Annotated in this window: 18 protein-coding genes; 12 read left to right on the top strand and 6 right to left on the bottom strand. The window is 43.9% G+C overall.

From position 1 onward, the window contains the following. Positions 1–42: 42 nt before the first annotated feature. On the top strand, positions 43–1161 hold the full coding sequence (locus AC27HD_RS10140; RefSeq protein ID WP_487105500.1) for an adenosylhomocysteinase: 1119 nt from the start codon (positions 43–45) through the stop codon (positions 1159–1161). 157 nt (positions 1162–1318) lie between these two features. Here the strand turns inward: AC27HD_RS10140 and AC27HD_RS10135 are convergent, their stop codons facing one another. Further along, positions 1319–1780 carry a tetratricopeptide repeat protein gene (locus tag AC27HD_RS10135; RefSeq protein WP_032097307.1) on the bottom strand — a complete coding sequence of 154 codons (462 nt, stop codon included), beginning with the start codon at positions 1778–1780 and terminating at the stop codon, positions 1319–1321. 239 nt (positions 1781–2019) lie between these two features. On the opposite strand from AC27HD_RS10135, the gene AC27HD_RS10130 reads away from it, so the two are divergent. Further along, positions 2020–4521 (top strand): winged helix-turn-helix domain-containing protein, encoded by a 2502-nt coding sequence (locus AC27HD_RS10130; protein WP_487105498.1) that lies wholly within the window; start codon positions 2020–2022, stop codon positions 4519–4521. A 32-nt stretch (positions 4522–4553) separates the two neighbouring features. On the opposite strand, the gene AC27HD_RS10125 is transcribed toward AC27HD_RS10130, so the two are convergent. Beyond that, positions 4554–4919, bottom strand: coding sequence for a hypothetical protein (locus AC27HD_RS10125; protein ID WP_487105496.1), 366 nt, complete (start codon positions 4917–4919; stop codon positions 4554–4556). 302 nt (positions 4920–5221) lie between these two features. Between AC27HD_RS10125 and AC27HD_RS10120 the strand changes: the two genes are divergently transcribed. The 4 genes from AC27HD_RS10120 (at position 5222) to AC27HD_RS10105 (ending at position 10203) form a co-directional block, all read left to right on the top strand. Beyond that, positions 5222–5755 carry a retroviral-like aspartic protease family protein gene (locus AC27HD_RS10120; RefSeq protein ID WP_052010321.1) on the top strand — a complete coding sequence of 178 codons (534 nt, stop codon included), beginning with the start codon at positions 5222–5224 and terminating at the stop codon, positions 5753–5755. Positions 5756–5898: 143 nt separating this feature from the next. Continuing rightward, the gene (locus AC27HD_RS10115; protein WP_487105494.1) at positions 5899–7107 is read left to right on the top strand and encodes a M24 family metallopeptidase; all 1209 of its coding nucleotides are present in this window, start codon (positions 5899–5901) and stop codon (positions 7105–7107) included. A 171-nt stretch (positions 7108–7278) separates the two neighbouring features. Continuing rightward, on the top strand, positions 7279–8433 hold the full coding sequence (locus tag AC27HD_RS10110; RefSeq protein ID WP_487105492.1) for an acyl-CoA dehydrogenase family protein: 1155 nt from the start codon (positions 7279–7281) through the stop codon (positions 8431–8433). A gap of 168 nt (positions 8434–8601) precedes the next feature. Next, positions 8602–10203, top strand: coding sequence for a methyl-accepting chemotaxis protein (locus AC27HD_RS10105; RefSeq protein WP_487105490.1), 1602 nt, complete (start codon positions 8602–8604; stop codon positions 10201–10203). Positions 10204–10367: 164 nt separating this feature from the next. Here AC27HD_RS10105 and AC27HD_RS10100 read toward each other — a convergent pair whose 3' ends face one another. Together AC27HD_RS10100 and AC27HD_RS10095 are read right to left on the bottom strand one after the other, a co-directional pair. Then, complete coding sequence (locus tag AC27HD_RS10100) at positions 10368–11579, bottom strand: saccharopine dehydrogenase family protein (RefSeq protein ID WP_487105488.1); 1212 nt, start codon at positions 11577–11579, stop codon at positions 10368–10370. Positions 11580–11659: 80 nt separating this feature from the next. Next, positions 11660–12223: a YceB family lipoprotein gene (locus tag AC27HD_RS10095; protein ID WP_487105486.1), complete on the bottom strand. Its 564-nt coding sequence runs from the start codon at positions 12221–12223 to the stop codon at positions 11660–11662. A gap of 170 nt (positions 12224–12393) precedes the next feature. Between AC27HD_RS10095 and AC27HD_RS10090 the strand changes: the two genes are divergently transcribed. Beyond that, positions 12394–12522 carry a hypothetical protein gene (locus AC27HD_RS10090; protein ID WP_487105484.1) on the top strand — a complete coding sequence of 43 codons (129 nt, stop codon included), beginning with the start codon at positions 12394–12396 and terminating at the stop codon, positions 12520–12522. Positions 12523–12562: 40 nt separating this feature from the next. Here AC27HD_RS10090 and AC27HD_RS10085 read toward each other — a convergent pair whose 3' ends face one another. Next, the gene (locus AC27HD_RS10085; protein ID WP_032097312.1) at positions 12563–12997 is read right to left on the bottom strand and encodes a DUF3010 family protein; all 435 of its coding nucleotides are present in this window, start codon (positions 12995–12997) and stop codon (positions 12563–12565) included. Between the two features lie 130 nt (positions 12998–13127). After that, positions 13128–13580 carry an RrF2 family transcriptional regulator gene (locus AC27HD_RS10080; RefSeq protein WP_032097313.1) on the bottom strand — a complete coding sequence of 151 codons (453 nt, stop codon included), beginning with the start codon at positions 13578–13580 and terminating at the stop codon, positions 13128–13130. A gap of 132 nt (positions 13581–13712) precedes the next feature. Between AC27HD_RS10080 and AC27HD_RS10075 the strand changes: the two genes are divergently transcribed. The 5 genes from AC27HD_RS10075 (at position 13713) to AC27HD_RS10055 (ending at position 18382) form a co-directional block, all read left to right on the top strand. Then, the gene (locus tag AC27HD_RS10075) at positions 13713–14513 is read left to right on the top strand and encodes a sulfite exporter TauE/SafE family protein (protein ID WP_269518937.1); all 801 of its coding nucleotides are present in this window, start codon (positions 13713–13715) and stop codon (positions 14511–14513) included. 10 nt (positions 14514–14523) lie between these two features. Then, positions 14524–15378 (top strand): MBL fold metallo-hydrolase, encoded by an 855-nt coding sequence (locus AC27HD_RS10070; RefSeq protein WP_487105481.1) that lies wholly within the window; start codon positions 14524–14526, stop codon positions 15376–15378. Between the two features lie 10 nt (positions 15379–15388). Beyond that, the gene (locus AC27HD_RS10065) at positions 15389–17059 is read left to right on the top strand and encodes a bifunctional protein tyrosine phosphatase family protein/NAD(P)/FAD-dependent oxidoreductase (RefSeq protein ID WP_487105479.1); all 1671 of its coding nucleotides are present in this window, start codon (positions 15389–15391) and stop codon (positions 17057–17059) included. A gap of 197 nt (positions 17060–17256) precedes the next feature. Continuing rightward, positions 17257–17808 carry a DUF2938 family protein gene (locus tag AC27HD_RS10060; RefSeq protein ID WP_487105477.1) on the top strand — a complete coding sequence of 184 codons (552 nt, stop codon included), beginning with the start codon at positions 17257–17259 and terminating at the stop codon, positions 17806–17808. 64 nt (positions 17809–17872) lie between these two features. Next, positions 17873–18382: a hypothetical protein gene (locus AC27HD_RS10055; RefSeq protein WP_487105475.1), complete on the top strand. Its 510-nt coding sequence runs from the start codon at positions 17873–17875 to the stop codon at positions 18380–18382. Positions 18383–18385: the final 3 nt, after the last annotated feature.

The following is an 18385-nucleotide window of genomic DNA, read 5'->3' as shown; positions in this document are numbered from 1 at the left end:
TTCTAGCGTATGCTTTCTTTTTTCTTTCTGTGGCCATCATCCATGTATCAAAATTTTCAAGCCGAGCTAGACTGGGCAAGCCTTCACATGCCTCGTACCAAGCGAGCTGTTTCTTCATTACCCGATTTAAGCAATGTAAAACTAGCCTGTAATATGCATCTTGACTTAAAAATGGCTCCTTTAGTTGAAGGGTTGCTATCGCAAGGGTGCGAGATATTTTTAACAACCTGTAACCCCACTACCGTGCAAGACGACGTGGTAAATTACTTAGTTAAAAAGGGTGCAAAAGCACATGCATGGCGTGATATGAGCGAGACTGAGTGGTCGGCGTCCTTCGATAGAGCCTTGAGCTGGCAGCCAACCCATTTATGCGAGATGGGCGCAGATCTCACCACTCGCTTACATGACAATGCCGACAAAGGAGAATCTACACCCACTATAAAAGCGGGTTTGGAAGCCACAGGCTCTGGTATTAGTCGTTTAAACGGTATGGCACCACGCTACCCTATATTTAATTGGGACGACTTGCCCGTGAAAGAGGGGCTACATAATCGGCACATGGTAGGGCTTAGCGCCTGGCAAACCTTTTTTCAAACCACACACCTAACGCTGCACGAAAAAGTAGTGGTGGTAGTCGGTTACGGTTTAGTTGGCCAAGGTGTGGCGGCGTCAGCCAAAGCATTTGGGGCACAAGTTCAGGTTGCAGAGTTGGATCAAGCTCGAGCGCTGCAGGCAAAATATGACGGCTGGCCGGTGATAGATTTACAAGAAGCGGTTAAAGACGCTGACATCATTGCCACGGCAACAGGCGCTGAAGGGGTTATTGGCGCTAGGCATTTAGATACCATGAAAGATAACTCGTTTATCTTAAATGTGGGTCATGTGGCTAAAGAGATTGACGTTGCCTATCTAAAAGACAATAGCTGTCACAGCGAGCCCATGCCTTATGTCAATGCGTATAAGCTCAAAGACAAAACCATCTTCTTATTAGCAGATGGCTCTATGTTTAACTTAACGGCAGGTTACGGCGACAGCCTGAATGCGTTTGATGTCACACTGGCTGTGATGGCGTCAGGCATAGGGCATATTGTAGGCGAGGGCTCGACACATCAAAGCGGGCTTTACTTGCTGCCTGAGAAAGCCTGGAAGTCCGCACTATAGGCCCGTGCTTTAATGCTGCATTTTAAAAGTGTATGTTAAGTTGGTATTTTAACGCATGGCTAGTACAAAAAAGGCAATGACTTACGCCATTGCCTTATGCTGTTGCTCTACGCTTTATCCTAAATAGGCTTACTCAAGTCAAGAGCAAAACTTTGTGTTAGTTTTTAGAAATTTGAAGGCGAGTATTCGCAAGCGTTAGGTTATTTGATGAGAAGCGGTTGAGCTTATTAGCTGCAACCGAACGCTCGAAATTCTCAACACACAGCGTGGCTTTGTTTTCTAAGCAATTCAATACTGCTAGGTTGTTTAGGGCGATACTTTTATTACCTGACTGGTCAACGGCCTTTGCACAATGGGTTTGGGCTGCTTCTAAATTGCCTGTTGCGATGTGTGCCACACATAGGTTTGTGTGCAGAGGAGCCTGCTTGGTCATTACCGTAGTGCGCGCTAGTTGCGCATTTAATTTACGAATGCCATCTGTATAATTGCCGTTCTCTACTTCCTGAACGCCGTACACATTTTCCACGGTAGTACGAAGCTTATAAACGTTATTGTTATTTTGCGCTAACGCAGTAGTCGCAAAAAGAAGTGTGGCTGCTAGGGTTAAAAGTTTAGTCATGATAATTTTCCACTTGTCGCGCTAGTTGAATAGCTTTTAGTCTAATCGCGTTGCCGTGAGTCAGACGCTGGTTAACGTTTTGTTAAACGATGGGTGGAGAATAGTGAAATTCGATTTAATTACATGATGAAAAGATAATAACGAACAAATTTCTTTCTAATGAAAACCTAATGTTCATTATTTTTCTGTTTTAGTTCAAATAATTCAATTATTTATGTTTTTTGAAATGAGGTCGCTTGGTGCCGTCTACGCTATTTAGTATTGAAAATTATATTGTTAATACCGCGGATAATACGATCTCCAGCGACGATAGCACTGTGAAAATTGAGCCGAAATGTATAAAAGTGTTAAAAGTTTTGGCAGAACATGCACCTGAGGCAGTGAGTAGAGAGCACATGCACAAGGTGGTGTGGGGAGAACGAATTGTTGTTGATGAAGCTCTGTCACGCGTTATTTCTCAGTTGCGTCATGCGCTAAACGATAATAAATCGAAGCGGCTGATCAAAACCATTCCCAAACTAGGCTATAAGCTTACGGTAACGCCTGTTGAGCTATCAGCCGCTTTGAGCGCTTCAAATAATCAGCTTTCAAATACGCCGTCTGCGAATAAGTCCTCTTTAAGTACCCCAACAACGCAAGCAGCAGTTAACATGAATGCTGAAACCAATGGCAACACCGAGGACAAAAGCCTGGACCAAAGCCTGGACCAAAACCCAGCCCTAAACAGAAACCAAAACCAAAACCAAAAGTCTGCAACTACATCTATCGAAGGCAGCGCGTCACTTATAAATGAAGATGCAAATAAAGTCTCAAGCAGAGACTCCAACACTGGCTTAAGCACAGACCCAAGCACAGACTCAAGCACAGGAGCAGCCGCAGGCTCAACGGAAAGTATACAAAAACCAGAGAGCGCTGCGAATATTGAGTCGGCGCCCAACAGTGAGAAGGCCGAAGAGTCTTCTGTGAAAAGTGGAAAAAGCCCTCGTCAAAGCTCTCATCAATGCACTCGCCAAAGCGCTCATCATTCTATACAGAAGAGTACATTGAAAAAGAATCAGAGGTTTTGGTTGCTAGCTGGTGTGCTGGTGGTTACTGTTATCGCAACCGCTGTCACATGGGTATTCACAGGGATTGATAACCCGTTGGTAGACAGCACCAAGCAATCGTCGGTTGAGAGCAATTCTATTGCAATACTGCCTTTTAGTCAGATTTCAGATGATACCGACTCATCGTATATTTCACTTGGGCTTACCGAGGAAATAATTTCGAGCTTGTCTACGACTCCTGGCTTTAACGTACCTTCGCGATATTCTACTTTGGCGCTGACTAAACAGGGACTTTCTCTTGCCGACATTGCCACGGCTTTAAACGTCAATTATGCCCTTGAGGGAAGCGTCAGGCGTATTAATCAAAGCTTTAGAATATCCGTTCGACTGATTGCTCCGTTTGAAGACAAAGCCTTATGGACCGCTCAGTACGATGTCACCAACAATGACTTACTAAAAGTGCAGCTTGAAATTTCTAATGCAATTATTGCGCAGGTTTCCAGCAGCCACTCTTCATCTAAGGCGCCAATAAAGGCAGGGATCACCGACGATGCTGCTGCTTACCAAGCGTATCTAAAAGGCACCTATTGGTGGATGAATGGCACTACCAGCGAGTGGTTTAGCAAAGCCGAAGCCGCGTTTTTAGACGCCGTTAATTACGACCCTGCGTTTTCTGCTGCTTATGGCAGTCTTGCGTACATTTATGCGCGGTATAATTTTTATGATTTATATATACCCCAAGAGCAGGCGTTGCCTAAGGCAAGGGCTGCTATTGATAATGCATTGCGTTTAAACCCAAACGACGCTAATGCACATAATGCCACAGCTATTTTGGCAACCTTAAGTTTTGACTTTAAAAAAGCAGCAGCATCACTAAATCGTGTGCTTAGCGAGGGTGCAGACAATGCAACGAGTCTTTACTTACATTCAGAGTTAGCGCTAGCGCAGCTATCACCCGATAGAGCACTGTCGTTTGCACAACAAGCTCGTGAGATAGAGCCTCTATCGCCATGGGTGAATGTTAACCTTGCTATTGTCCATTATTGGCGAGGTGAAACGACGCAAGCGCTGGCCGCGCTTGATAACGCATTGGAGTTAGATAGTGCTTACACATGGGCTTATGTGTGGAAGGCTAGGGTGCTAGCGTTACAGGGCAACAATAATGACGCCATCGATATGATGGAAGCCTGTTTGACCATCGATCCATTTTCAACGATTAACGCCGCATACCTTGGCACGCTTTATTCAGTGCAGGGCAATGCAAATAAAGCGAACCAGTGGTTTACCCATACCGCGTCATTGCTAGGCGATACCTCTACAGCCAGGTTCTGGAAAACCCATGGAGACAGGCTAGAGAGGGAGGCGATTAGCAATACAGATATCGCGCTTATGGAGCCGCTTCTGCAAAAGCAGACGCAAGCATTCAGTGTTATTCCAATGCTTACCGAGGGATACATAGCGACACAGCAAGAAAGTGTTGGCTTTGATATTATTCGCGCCCATTTCCCATCGCTCAACACCGTTAACCCAATGGTAAATAGCCACAACGCAGAGGCTGCGTTAGCACTACTTCAGCTTTCTTCTCAATCAGTGCCTAATATTAGCAAAGCGCTGACTACATTTATTCATGCTTACCCGGTATGGGCAAAACGGACTGGATTTAAAGACAGATTTGAAAAAGCGGTGTCAGATTGACACCGCTTCAAATTAACATAGCCGATAAGCTATTAACGGCGTTTGAATGGAGGATGACCGCTAAAGTTGGTTGAGCTGCTGCTCTCTTCAATGGTTTCGAATTGAGCAACGTCAATAACCGGAATGCATTCAACTGAGCGTTTAAATGGCGGCTTACCACGCATGTCCACGCTCATTCTATTTTCACATTCAGTGGCAGCGCCTAGCAGCTCAAACTGAGCCACATCGTGCTCCTGTACTTCAACAAGTTTGCGCTTAAAAGGCGGCTTGCCAGTACGATCCACAATAATCATTTTCGTTATGCTCGTATTGTCTGCGCCTTCGTTGGCAACAGCAGTAGCGAACGGTACAGCGGCTATCGAAGATAGCAATAAAAGAGGTAGTACAAGTTTCTTCATGGTAAACCCTCATTTTGCGAATAATCACTGATTTGTACGTCTAAAGTCTAACTTTTGATGACAAAAAAATAACCCTATCTCGCGATAGATAAAAGCTATCAGTTAAGAAGGTAATGGCAAAAAGGCTTTATCAACAAACAGGGGAAGTGCACGTTTTATGTGCTCCTTTGCACGCTGCTGGTGCGAAGTGCTGCTGAAAAATAAAGTAACTATCGCAAAATCATAGGCTTATTATTTGGCTTCGTTATTGCTGTGTTTATCTTCATACCATTCATTGCTGCGAATGAAGCTAATTACGATATATGAAAATACACACTAAGCGCCTTTCAATAAGCACATTGTTGACGATCTTTATTGCAGTATTCACAGGCAATATATTGAGCAGTAGTGTGGCTAACGCCAATTCGTTTTCGTTAACAAGCAGCAGTGGCGGAACCTTGTACTTACAAAGTTTTGATGCGGACAAGCGCGAATTCAACTACCTCATTGATACTGGCTCTTCCCTAACTATTTTGAATAAAGCCACCTTTAAGGTTTTTGCAGCTCAGCAAAATGTGACTGAAGAAGGCGTGGTCATTGCTAAACTAGCGAACGGTAAAAAGCACAAGGTGAAGCTTTACACCATACCTACATTGGCGTTAAGTGCAGACTGTCATTTTGATAATGTTAAGGTGGCTGTAATGGACAATCAGCACAATATCCTCGGAATGGAAGTGTTGGGCAGAGCAGCACCGTTTGGTATTCAAATGTCGCCACCCACATTAACGCTGCACCAATGCGACGATGATGTAAGCTCAGAATTACTCGCAAAAGGCCCTGCAAAACCCGTTTTATAACCGCTTTTATAACCAGTCATGTAAAAACCAGTTTCCATTGTTGTATCTTTTTCATTCTGTCCTCTATAGCGTTTTCCTATCGGCACCGTTACCAATCATGTAGATTAGCCACACTGCATTTGACGTAACGAGGCAAACATTGCATGCAAATTGGCGGAAAAACTCAGCAAGAAGCACTAGCAACACTGCGCGACATGACAACAGATATGTCCCAACCTTCTGTTTCAGAGCACACAAGCAGAATAGAAAAAGCGCAGCGCTACATGCAGGCTAATAATATAGCCGCCCTTTATCTCAATGCAGGTACTAATTTAGCCTATTTTACGGGAATGCAGTGGTACGCCAGCGAGCGCTTAGTTGGCGCCATATTGCCAGCTCGTGGAGACGTTGTTTATATTGCCCCGACCTTTGAGATTGATTCCTTAGAAGAGCGTAAGCTTATTGCTGGACACATAGAAGGTTGGCAAGAGCACGAGAGCCCCTACGCCTTATTCGCAAAGCTACTGAGCGACATTGATACCGCGAATGGCAGTAAGGTTGCAGTCGACGAATCAACACAGTTTTTCATTGTGGATGGATTCAGTAAAACCTTGCCAAATACCATTGAAATAATCAATGGTAGCGAAGTGACGGCCCATTGCCGTATGCACAAATCGCCTCATGAGCTGGCACTTATTCAGCGAGCCATGGATATGACGTTAGCGGTTCATAAGGCAACCGCGAGTATGCTTAAAGAAGGAATGACAACAACGGAAGTAGAAGCCTTCATCAACGAAGCCCACAGGAAAGTGGGGGCAAGTGGCAGTTATTTCTGTATCGTTTTGTTTGGCAAGGCCACCTCATTTCCACACGGGGTGAAAGATCCCCAGGTTTTAAAAGCCAACGATCTTGTTTTAATCGATACTGGCTGCAAGCTGCATGGATACCTATCAGATATTACGCGAACCTATTGCTTTGGCGAGCCAAGTGCAAAGCAAAGACTGCTGTGGATTAGTGAAAAACAAGCGCAAATAGCGGCGTTTAATGCGGCAACGGTGGAAAACACATGCGGCGACGTAGATGCAGCCGCAAGGCACAGCTTAGAAGCTGAAGGCTTAGGGCCAGATTATACGCTGCCTGGATTGCCTCACCGCACGGGTCATGGCATTGGGATGGACATTCATGAATGGCCGTACTTAGTTAAAGACAATCCTCATCAATTAGCGCCCGGTATGTGTTTTAGCAACGAGCCTATGATTGTTGTGCCCGGTGAGTTTGGCATTCGTTTAGAAGATCATTTTTATGTCACTGACACCGGCCCTGTATGGTTTACCGAGCCAAGTAAATCAATCACTGAGCCGTTTAATGACTAAGCGGCTTTTAAAACCCTATCTCATACCGGTCAATAAATTGTAGTGATTACGCATACTAGATAAACATCATTCGAACCCTTCAGAGGGATCCTCTACACTCATCGCAATGTAAAAAAGTTGTAAATTATAAAGGGCGAATTGCCGCCCGACTAAGTCTCATGAGGTAAAGTGATGTCTGACAATAATGCTGCAATCAATGAAGAGCTTACGATGTTCAAAGACATGGTATTGCGTTTTATGGACCAAGAAATACTGCCCCATTATTCAAAATGGGAAGACGACCATCATATGCCTCGGGAAGTGTGGCATACCATGGGACGAGCGGGAATGTTGCTTGTTGATATGCCTGAAAAGTATGGGGCAGCTGATGCTAGTTTTGATGTTTGTCAGATGATTCAAGAAGAAATGTGTCGTCTCGGCCTGCACAGTTTAGCAACGGGCTATAATATTCACGCCAATATTGTAGCGCCCTATGTGTTAAACATCGGAACCGAAGAGCAAAAAGACTACTGGTTGCCGAAAATGGCCACAGGGGAAGTGCTTACCGCATTAGCAATGACAGAGCCTAATGCAGGCAGCGATGTGGCAGGCATGAAAACAAATGCTGTAAAAGAGGGTGATAGCTACATTCTCAACGGCTCAAAGGTGTTTATCACCAATGGCAACCAGGCCGATATGATCATTGTTTGCGCCAAGACCGACCCAAAAGCAGGTGCTAAAGGAGTGTCGTTGTTTTTGGTCGACACCAGTCTTCCTGGGTTTTCTACCGGAAAACCCATTCACAAAATAGGTCAGCACAGCAGCGATACTGGCGAACTCTTTTTTGAAAATATGAAAATTCCAGCTAACGCACTATTAGGCGAAGAGGGACGTGGGTTTGCCTATTTAATGCAAGAGCTACCTAGAGAGCGCTTGGGTTGCGCAGTGCAAGCTATTGGCCATGCACAAGGTGCACTCGACCTTACCATTGATTACGTAACCCAACGCAAGGCGTTTGGTCAAACAGTAGGGCAATTTCAAAATACGCGGTTTAAATTGGCCGAATGTCAGACTGAACTTGAAATGTGTAAAGCGCTATTAGAAAAACACATGGACAAGTTTAGTCGTGACGAAATGACGGTAACCGATGCAGCGATGCTTAAATTGGCAGCCACCGAGATGCAGCTGAAAATGGTGAATGAATGTCTGCAATTATTCGGCGGCTATGGCTATACCGATGAATATCCTATTTCACGTTTTTATCGAGATGCACGGGTGCAAACCATTTATGCAGGCAGCTCCGAAATTATGAAAGAAGTCATTGCCCGCGGAATGTTGGGGCGTTAACTTGCGTTTTAAATATTAATAGCGCCCTATTTTGAGTGGAATATCACTAGGGCGTAAGTACACTGTTTTATAAACTTATTCTTATTTAAACGCGGTAGAGCAGGCAAATATGTGATCGTTCCTAGTATAGGAGCGTTAAAAGATTTCATTATTTAATCTGAGATTTTTATGTCTTCTACCGCTTTTTTTGTTGATACTTCCACCTCAAATACTGCTTCTTCAGTTGCTCAAAGCAACACACATGGCAGCTCACAAGCCAACAACCAGTCCTTCAGTAACACGACATCATTGAGCGATGCAGATATTGTTTATTCTTTGGATGTAGACTTTAACTTCATGCGTATTCTCCCATTTGCACAGCGCTTTTTTAAGGTCTCGCAAGAAGAGGGGAATGGACGAGGAGCACTTGGCTTTATAGATAGTGTAATGCCAACAGATGCTATAAACGAAATTAAAGCCGTGCTTTCAACAGAACTATGCTGGCGCGGTATTGTGCCGTTTAAAGTAGAAGGCAATACAGTATACAAAGACACGTTTGTTAGGCCCGTTTTTCGTCGTGGAAAGGTTGTAGGCACACAATGGATGTTGTCAGAGCCGGAAAGTCATTATGTCGAAAAAGCGCAATATGTCTATTCAGGTAATATCAAAGCAACAAATATTGGTTTAATTGTAGCGGTAGTTATGGCCACACTTATTGTTGCGGTGAGCGCTTTATCACTGCCAAGTTGGAGTTACCCCTTAATATCAACCTTTGCGATAGCGATTGGATTTACAGCGCGACAATTTATCAGAGTAGACAATGCTAAAGATCAGCAGGATTTAGATGCTCAACACTTTCCTATTCAACGCCAAATTTTTGCCAAGTCTGTTGCTTCGGCGCTTACAGACTATGAACTAGCATTAAAGCAAGGAGCACTTTATGCGGCGATGTCTCGGGTAGATGCCGGAACGTCGGAGCTGGCGACGACGTTAGGTAATACAAAGGAAAATACTGAGCAATTAGCTAGCGCGGCCGAGGAGTTAGCAGTAAGTTCGGAGCAGGTATCAACTGCATCACAGCAAATGGCATTATCTATGGAAGAAATTCATCATTCGGCACAAAGCACCGCAGAGGCGTGTGACGAAGGACGGCAGGCTGTTAGTGCGTCGGCAAACCTAATTGATGAGGCATCGGAAAGTGTGACTCAATTAGCGTCATATATTTCAAAAAGCGCCGATGCGACATCAGAACTCGTTGAGAAAAGTGAGGCAGCGAAACGATTTAGTTCGAAGATAGACACGATAGCGGAGCAAACTAATCTGCTAGCACTAAACGCAGCTATTGAAGCGGCTCGCGCAGGAGAAAGCGGTCGGGGGTTTTCAGTTGTAGCTGATGAAGTACGTGCGCTTTCTAAAAGCACTCAGGAGGCGGTGGATGAAATTGAAGAAACAATCACAGCGATCGCTGACTCGATAAATCAATGGCAGCAAGAAATGAACGAGCAAATAGAGCTAGCTGAACGCTGCAGTAACTACAGTGAAAGGTCTAAGCAAGAAACTTTATCCATGCGTGAGATGATATCAAACATTGCGGTACAAATGACGCAGGTAGTGACGGCAAGTACGCAAAACCAGCAGGCTATTGCGGAAGTAAATGAAGCTATTCAGCAGTCAAGAGATGCCACTCGTTCTGTTAGCGAACTTGCTACCGATACCTTTGAAAGTGTAAATGATGCTAGTCACCGTATTAGAGAATTTCGTTCTATCTCAACGGCAATGGAAGACGAGTAATAGCAAAAATTATTGCGCGAAAACCTCATTTGTACGAGCCTACTTGAAAGGTCATGCAAGTGAGTAAAACGCGCGACAATCATATTTTACCGTATAACTTGCGTATTTTATGAGCCCGCTTATTTTGCGGGCTTCATTTCTTTTACGATTCTTTTATGGTGCTTTTATAATTCTTTTATAAAAACACCGGCATGCTTGCCCAGACGATGTATCAAGGCATCACCGAGTGCTGAGGCGGGGGTCCAAAACCCCCCTTTTACATCGGGGATATCTTTTGCCAAGCAAAGCGCGGCTTGCGAAAGCATTTTTGCAGTACTGCCATACCCTGGGTCTTTGTCACCGGTAACTTGTACCACCTGCCTCTTGCCATTGTTTAATTCAGCATAAAAGCGCATGTCGAACATGCCGTTTTCTTGATCTTCAACCGATGGGCCTTCACCAGGTTTTGGTAAAATGTGATTTGCGAGTAAATTCCTTATTGGCGCAAAACTGGCCGCTCCTACAAATGCACCTAAACCAAGGGTAGTTATCCATGCCGTGCTCGCGGTTTTGCTCGACATAGCTTCATCGTATTTGAAGTCTTTGCCATACATGGTACCAAGCAGTTGATTACTGCGATGAACAATACGCTCGTTAATGGCAGCCATAACAAAGGGCATTGTCCAAATGCTAAGGTCGTTATCGTATTCTGCTTTTTTATGATTTTTTTGGCGTAAATGAAAAGGATGTCCAGCATTACAAAGCATATAAGGGTTTACCAAAAGCTTTCTAAGACTTGGGTTGTCACTGGCCTCTTTAAGTACGTTTAACATGCTGGCGATAGTGCCCCCAGATGCTGCGCCTTTAATCTTATATACCCGCATCTTTATTTGCGTGGCAGGGCTTCCCGTTTTTTCAATAGCGCTTCGCTGGGAAAAATAAACCCCTAAATCTGATGGGATTGAGTCGAATCCTGAACAATTAATAATACGAGCTCCTGAGGCTTGTGCCTGAGGTTCATATTTATCGAGCATCGCTTTTATCCATTGAGGCTCACCGGTTAAGTCGCAGTAATCTGTGCCGGTGTTTGCACATACTTTTACTAGAGTCTCACCGTATAGCGCATAAGGCCCCACAGTGGAGATAATAACCTTGGTTTTCTCGCACAACGCGGTAAGCGCGGTTTCGTCGCTGGCATCAGCAACAAAGTGAGGGACTGATGTTAAGCCATGCTCTTTTTTTAATGCGAGAAGCTTTTGCTCATCTCTTCCTGCAATAGCCCAAGAAAAGGTTTCTTCAGCGTACTTAGCAAGATAGGAAATCATGATTTTGCCAACGAAGGAGGTGGCGCCATATAACAGTATGTCGAATTCTTTTGAGGGCGTAGTCGTGTTCATACTCTTCTTATAATGATGTGGTTGTAAAATCTAGGTACGAATATCTAAGCTAGGTCAACTTCTCTACTTTTCTATCTATTCTACTTGCCCTGCTGAGGGCGAAGAGCCAGCTTTCCTTGCTCAACAGATAATGTGATGGGAATACTAGAGAGAAGGTTAACCGTTTTATTTGTTGTGTCTAATTTATACACGGGGTTAGACACTAAGTAGCCATTGATAAGCTGCATCACTTCTTTGCTTAAAGGTGCGAGGTTGCCTTTATATCCCGCCGCATCCACAGTGCTATCAAGCAACGACAATGAGTGAACAAAAATCGCTTTTTTCTCACTGTCATAATAAGGTGTGCCTTCTAAAGACAAGCGTATTTTGGCTGGATAGCTAAATCCAAACGCGTTTATGCTGGCTGTGGCATCGGTGCCTAATTGAACAACATTTCTTCCTTCGGGGCCAATGTTTACCGATATGTCGTTTACCTCTAACAGTAAAGGAATACCAGCAAGCGACGCTTTTTGCTGAAGTTTATCTAGCTGACTACCTAGTACCTGCTCAACATCTGCATTTGAAACCGTATACACAGATAGCTGAGACAGTGCTGCGCACCCATTCAAAAACACAATGGCGGCCAATAGGGATAAATACTTCATTACATCTACTCTCTTCTTACATTCATGTTGGCACATAGTAGACATTAAAGGCTGTGTGAGGTCTACCTTTTAACGTCATAAGGCGTTTACCTATTAGCTAATAGCTTCAGCTGTGATTCAAAATCTGCCAACTTCGCACCACCTTGCCCTCAGGCTCTGCTGAGTACCAGTTGACAATAGGTGGTGATGTTGAAAATTTAGTGGCTCAAGTGTGGGTTGTTGAAGAAGGAGCGGTGCCTATCAACTTCTATTGGTCGGCGTCAGAAGATGATGCTAACTGGGCAATAGTCGTCAATTAATTAGCAAAGCGCCTGTAATAACTGCAGGCGCTTAATGCTATTATTCTTGATGAGCACGTTTCATTAACCAGGCATAGGCCGTGGTGAAAGCCGGCTCTTGAAATTGTTTTAACCCTGTATCTGAAAATGGCACTGCAACCGGGTTTCTGCGCAACGATTCTTTAATTTCAGTGGGACCAAATACAACAACCTCTAGCCCATCTATTAATTCAATAGCCGCTTCAAGCTTAAACCCAATGGCGCTGCCAGCAAATTTGCCCTTACTCTGGCGCTGACGAATAACGACAGCATCAATTTTGTAGTCGGCCATTAATTTTTCAAACGTACTTTGAAAACTTTTAAGACCTTTCGCACTGGTATCGGCCAGCGTTAAACGGCGGGTTCGGCAGTCAGGTACATGAAACAAGCCGTCTATTAATGACAGAAGACATACCGTCGCTTCATTACCTTTTAAATCTACACCACAAACTTTCATACTATTTCCTATTGATATCAGCACACCATTATAGCCTGTTTCAGTATACTTGAAGAGCTATGTCTAAAATTTTCATCCATCAACCGCAAGGTGCAGATAAAAGTGGGTGAGGGTTGAGAAAAGAAAGGGGCTATTCTAGCTCAATAAAATCTATTGCAAGGTGCATTGCCAACGCCCCCTCTCTTCCTTCAACTAGGTCGTAAAGAGAATATTGGTCTAATTCTGCAATGAATTTAGCTGTTGCGTCCTCAAGAATCGTTCTTAATCTGCAGGTGGGGGAGATGACGCATTGATTGGTTGGTGAAGCAAAGCATTCAGCCAGTGCAATATCTTCTACCGTAAGTCGGAACACTTTCCCAATATTAATATCTTTCGGCTCTAAGGCGAGCCTGATGCCGCCACCACGCCCTTTAGTGCCCAAGATATATCCGTGCTCAATGAGTAAAGAGATAACTTTTTTCAAATGGTTGTATGAAACAAAGTATGCATCAGCAATCTCACTGGTTTTCACCGTTCTATTTTTTCGTAAAGCTAAATAAATAAGAACTCGAAATGCCAAGTTAGTAAACGTGTTTATTTTCATATGTCATCTAAAAATCCGATTGCTGTGATTTCTAAATTTTACCGTAATGGATAAATTAAATATATATTTAGAATATACTTTATTGTATATTTTGTTCTAAGATATATTTTTATGTAATAAGGTGGCGTGATAATGATGATTCTTGGTTACATTGCAGCTGTACTCATGGGGTTGGTACTAGGCGTAATAGGCGGAGGTGGCTCAATACTTACCGTTCCCATATTGGTCTATTTAATGGGAGTTACTCCAGATGTAGCTACTGGATATTCATTGTTAATCGTCGGTGCTACGGCAGCCTATGGTGCAGTGCGCTATTTCAAAGAAGGCTTGGTCGATGTGAAGTCTTCCATATTGTTCGCCATTCCCTCCATTATAGCGGTCTACCTATCTCGTGCTTACCTAATGCCCGCAATACCAGAGACCATCGAGTTTCAATCAATATCGATAGATAAAAATTTGGGCATCATGGTGTTGTTCGCCTCTTTGATGCTGGCCTCTGCGGCAATGATGTTGAAAAAAGCGTACAGCAAAGCAGGTCCCGCCAAAGAAAATACTGAAAATACCTCTCCCAATATTGCACTCATTGTCGTAGAGGGAGCGGTTGTTGGTTTGATAACTGGAATACTTGGTGCCGGTGGCGGTTTTCTTATCATTCCAGCACTCGTTCTAATTTTAGGAATGCCCATGAAAAATGCCGTGGGTGCTTCTCTATTTATCATTGCGCTCAAGTCGTTGCTTGGCTTTGTTGGCGATTTACAAACCGGAATTCAATTGGAGATGCCTTTGCTGCCACTTATGTTGGTCGCGACGTTTATTGGGATGGCAATCTCCACAAAAGTAGCGGGGAAACTAGATGGTGCAGCTTTACAAAAGTTCTTTGCATTTTTCACTCTAGTTATTGCCGTTTTTATTATGTCAAAAGAGCTTCTTTAAGGGGAATACCATGAACGTTGAAACATTTTACGACAACAAGACAGCAACATTTACATACGTACTTTTCGATCCCATTTCCAAAGAATGCGGTGTTATAGATTCGGTTGCCGATTACGACATTTTTTCAGGTCGAGTATCGATGGAAAGTGCCGACAAAGTTATTGCATTTATTAACGATAACCAGCTTATTAATCAATGGATTTTAGAGACCCACGTACACGCAGACCATATAACAGCAGCGCATTATTTAAAGTCAAAAGTCGGTGGCAAAATTGGCATTGGCTCTGGAATCAAAGAGGTTCTGGATACGTGGTTAGACGTTTTCGAAATTTCAAATGACACGCCAAATGATGGCAGTCAGTTTGATGTTTTATTTGAAGAAGGCGATACGTTTAACATTGGTGAATATGAAGTGACGGTATGGCATACGCCGGGTCACACTCCAGCATGTGCGAGCTTTCTAGTCGACGGGAAGATTTTTGTCGGTGATACCATGTTCGCGCCGAACTTAGGTACAGCGAGATGTGATTTTCCGGGCGGTAGTGCAGAGCAACTTTATAACACCATTCAACGTTTTTTTACTCTGCCCGAAGAGACCGTTGTCTTTCTTGGGCACGACTACCCGAAAGAAGGTAACGAGCCACTCTCTACCCTATCCATCAAAGAAGCAAAAGAAACCAATAAGCAAATCCGCCCTGATGTGCCTTTAGCAGAATACGTTGAAAAGCGTGAAGCGAGAGATGCAACCCTCGCTGTACCAAAGCTACTGCTGCCCGCCATTCAGGCGAACCTGAGAAATGGACAATTTGGCGCACCTTCAAAGAGCGGTAAACAATTCATCAAAATTCCTGTAAACGCCATTTAGGAGGTGGAATATGAAATACGCTAATGTTACACAACAGCTTTCAGTTTCACCCCAAATTTTAGTTGAAGATATAGAGGCAATTAAAGCTGCCGGGTTTAAGTCAATTGTTTGCAATAGGCCAAACGGTGAAGGCGCAGATCAGCCTACATTTTCTGAGATAGAAGCGAAAGCAACCTCTGTGGGTATTCCCTGCGTTTATCAACCCGTAGTGAGTGGGAAGGTAACCACGGGAGATGCCGTAAAATTCGAAGAAAACCTACAAAAATTGGAAGGGCCTGTTTTTGCGTATTGCAGAACGGGGACTCGCTCCATTTCGTTATGGGCTATGACCGCAGTCAAAACCTTATCATTTGAAGAAGTACTGTGTTTATCTCAAAAAGCGGGTTATGACTTAAGTGGGGTGGTAAGGCGACTTAAAAACGGTGGAGAAACGCCCACTGATCATGCTGATTACTCCCATGCGGTAGTTATTGTCGGTGCGGGGGCAGGTGGCGTTGCGGTGGCATCGAGCCTCAAAGCACGATGTCCAGAACTCGATATTGCTATTGTTGAGCCAAATGAGGTGCATTATTACCAACCTGGATGGACGCTTGTTGGGGGCGGTGTATTTAACGCAAATGAAACTGTTCGAACTGTTGCATCGGTCATTCCGGAAAATGTGAAATGGATAAAAGCAGGAGTGGCAGCGTTTTCTCCGAAAGAAAATATGATTGTGGTCGATGGATGTAGAACAGTTAAATACGAACATCTAGTCGTGTGTCCTGGTATAAAGCTCGACTGGAGCAAAATTGAAGGACTCAGCGAGACGCTTGGTGAGAACGGCGTCACCTCTAACTACCGGTTCGATTTAGCGCCCTATACATGGGAGCTAGTAAAAAATCTCAAAAAAGGGAAAGCGATATTTTCTCAGCCGCCAATGCCAATAAAGTGTGCTGGTGCACCTCAAAAAGCCATGTACCTATCGTGTGATCACTGGCTTAAAGAAGGCGTACTGGATAAGGTTGATGTTCAATTTTATAACACGGGAGCGGTTCTTTTTGGGGTTAAAGAGTACGTGCCTGCCTTAATGGAATACGTTAAAAAGTACAATGCAAACCTTAACTTTGAGCACCAATTAGTAAAAGTTGACGGTAAGTCAAAAGTAGCATCATTCAAAAATGTTGCGCAGCCGGATGCTCCGCTTGTGGAGACTGAGTTTGATATGCTCCACGCAGTGCCTCCTCAGTCGCCACCCGATTTTATTAAAGTAAGTCCGCTGGTAGATAGTAATGGCTGGATAGATGTAGATCAGTCGACGTTGCAGCACAAATCTTTCGATAACATTTTTGCCCTAGGTGATGCGACAAACTCACCCAATGCAAAAACAGCAGCAGCTGCTCGTATGCAAGCACCGGTAGTCGCAAATAATTTGCTGTATGAGCGCGGTGTACAAACGGGTAAGGCGATATACAACGGTTACGGAAGTTGTCCACTCACGGTGGAGCGAGGTAAAGTCGTACTCGCAGAGTTTGGCTACGGTGGGAAGATTCTAAATAGTATGCCTTCATGGGTCATTGATGGCACAAAACCATCACGCCTTGCATGGTACTTAAAAGAAAAATTGTTACCGCCGATTTACTGGGAAGGAATGCTTAAAGGACGTGAGTGGATGGCAAAACCTAAACCACAATCACCGCAATAGTTTTTCTGTTCTCATACTGCACAACATCCGGTCGTTTAATGGTTTAGCCTCCGGATGATATACATTATTTACCCTCATAAATTAATAACTTCATAAACGAAACTTACCGAGATTTTGTAGACACTTATAAAGGTTATGCATTAGGCATGGGCAGAAATATTCTACTAAGTATGTCGGTTCAATTTAGGTAGAACCTTATGAATGCAAATGCATCAAGCAAAGTAAATAGCTTTCGAATTATTGCCGCCGCAGTGGTATTGGGGGTTCTCGCTACAGCCTTCCTCGATATTATCAATTACTTACAATATGTTGTTTTCAATAAGCCGTTAACTCGATATGAATATATCGGGCGATGGGTTATTTATTTGACTGACGGTATATTTTCTCATCAATCCATCAAGGCGGCAGAGCCTCGAGTAGGCGAATTACTGCTTGGCTGGATAGGCCACTACGGAATTGGGGTTGCCTTCGCCGCGCTTTTGTTAGCGTTTACCGGTTTAAAATGGATACAAGCACCTTCATTTTTACCTGCTTTTATTGTGGGTCTTGCGACCTGCAGCATTCCTTTTTTTATTATGTATCCTGGAATGGGCTATGGTATCGCCGGATTATCAACGCCGGCCCCTACCATGCTTCAATCGAAAGTGTTGCTATCTCATTTGATTTTCTCGGTTGGCCTTTACTTAGCCGGGCGGGTACTTGAGAAATTGTTAGTCGGCAAATGGAAAGGAAAGACGGTTGCACGATAACTATTGATTTACTCCAAAAATTAACAGCTCTCCAATTGGCTAAAATTTTTAATAAGGATATCTAATGAAAATACGCAAGAGAATCGGCTTTTTGTGTTGCAAAAAGCGCTCTCAAGGCCTTTGGTTTCTAGCTCTGTCTTCAACGCTGTCTTTAGCTGCAGTGCTATTTCCCATTCACTCTTTGGCACAAGACCACGGACCTAACCATTTATCGGTGTTCGCCGGGAATACTGACTTTTCTGAGCATGGTAGCGGTTTAACGCTGGGCGTTGATTACGAATACCGACTATCTCCTCTTTTGGGGCTGGGAAGCGTTGTCGAGTATGCCTATGGCTCTTTAGATGCATTCACTGTGCTTGCGGTCGCTGATATACATCTTACCGAGCAATTTATTGTGCAGGTGGGGCCAGGTTTTGAACACTCTAGTGAACATGATTTCGCAGTCACACGACTGGGGACGCTTTATGAATATCGTTATCATGGATATACAGTATCGCCACAGCTGCACGTAGATTATCACTTTGGGCACGGTAGCTCAGTGGTAGCTGGTTTAGCATTGGGCTTCGATTTTTAATCG

This window comes from Alteromonas sp. 4NS20-0143 (assembly GCF_057542855.1).
Note: the sequence above shows the minus strand (reverse complement) of the source record. Positions and strands in the feature narration are given on the sequence as shown.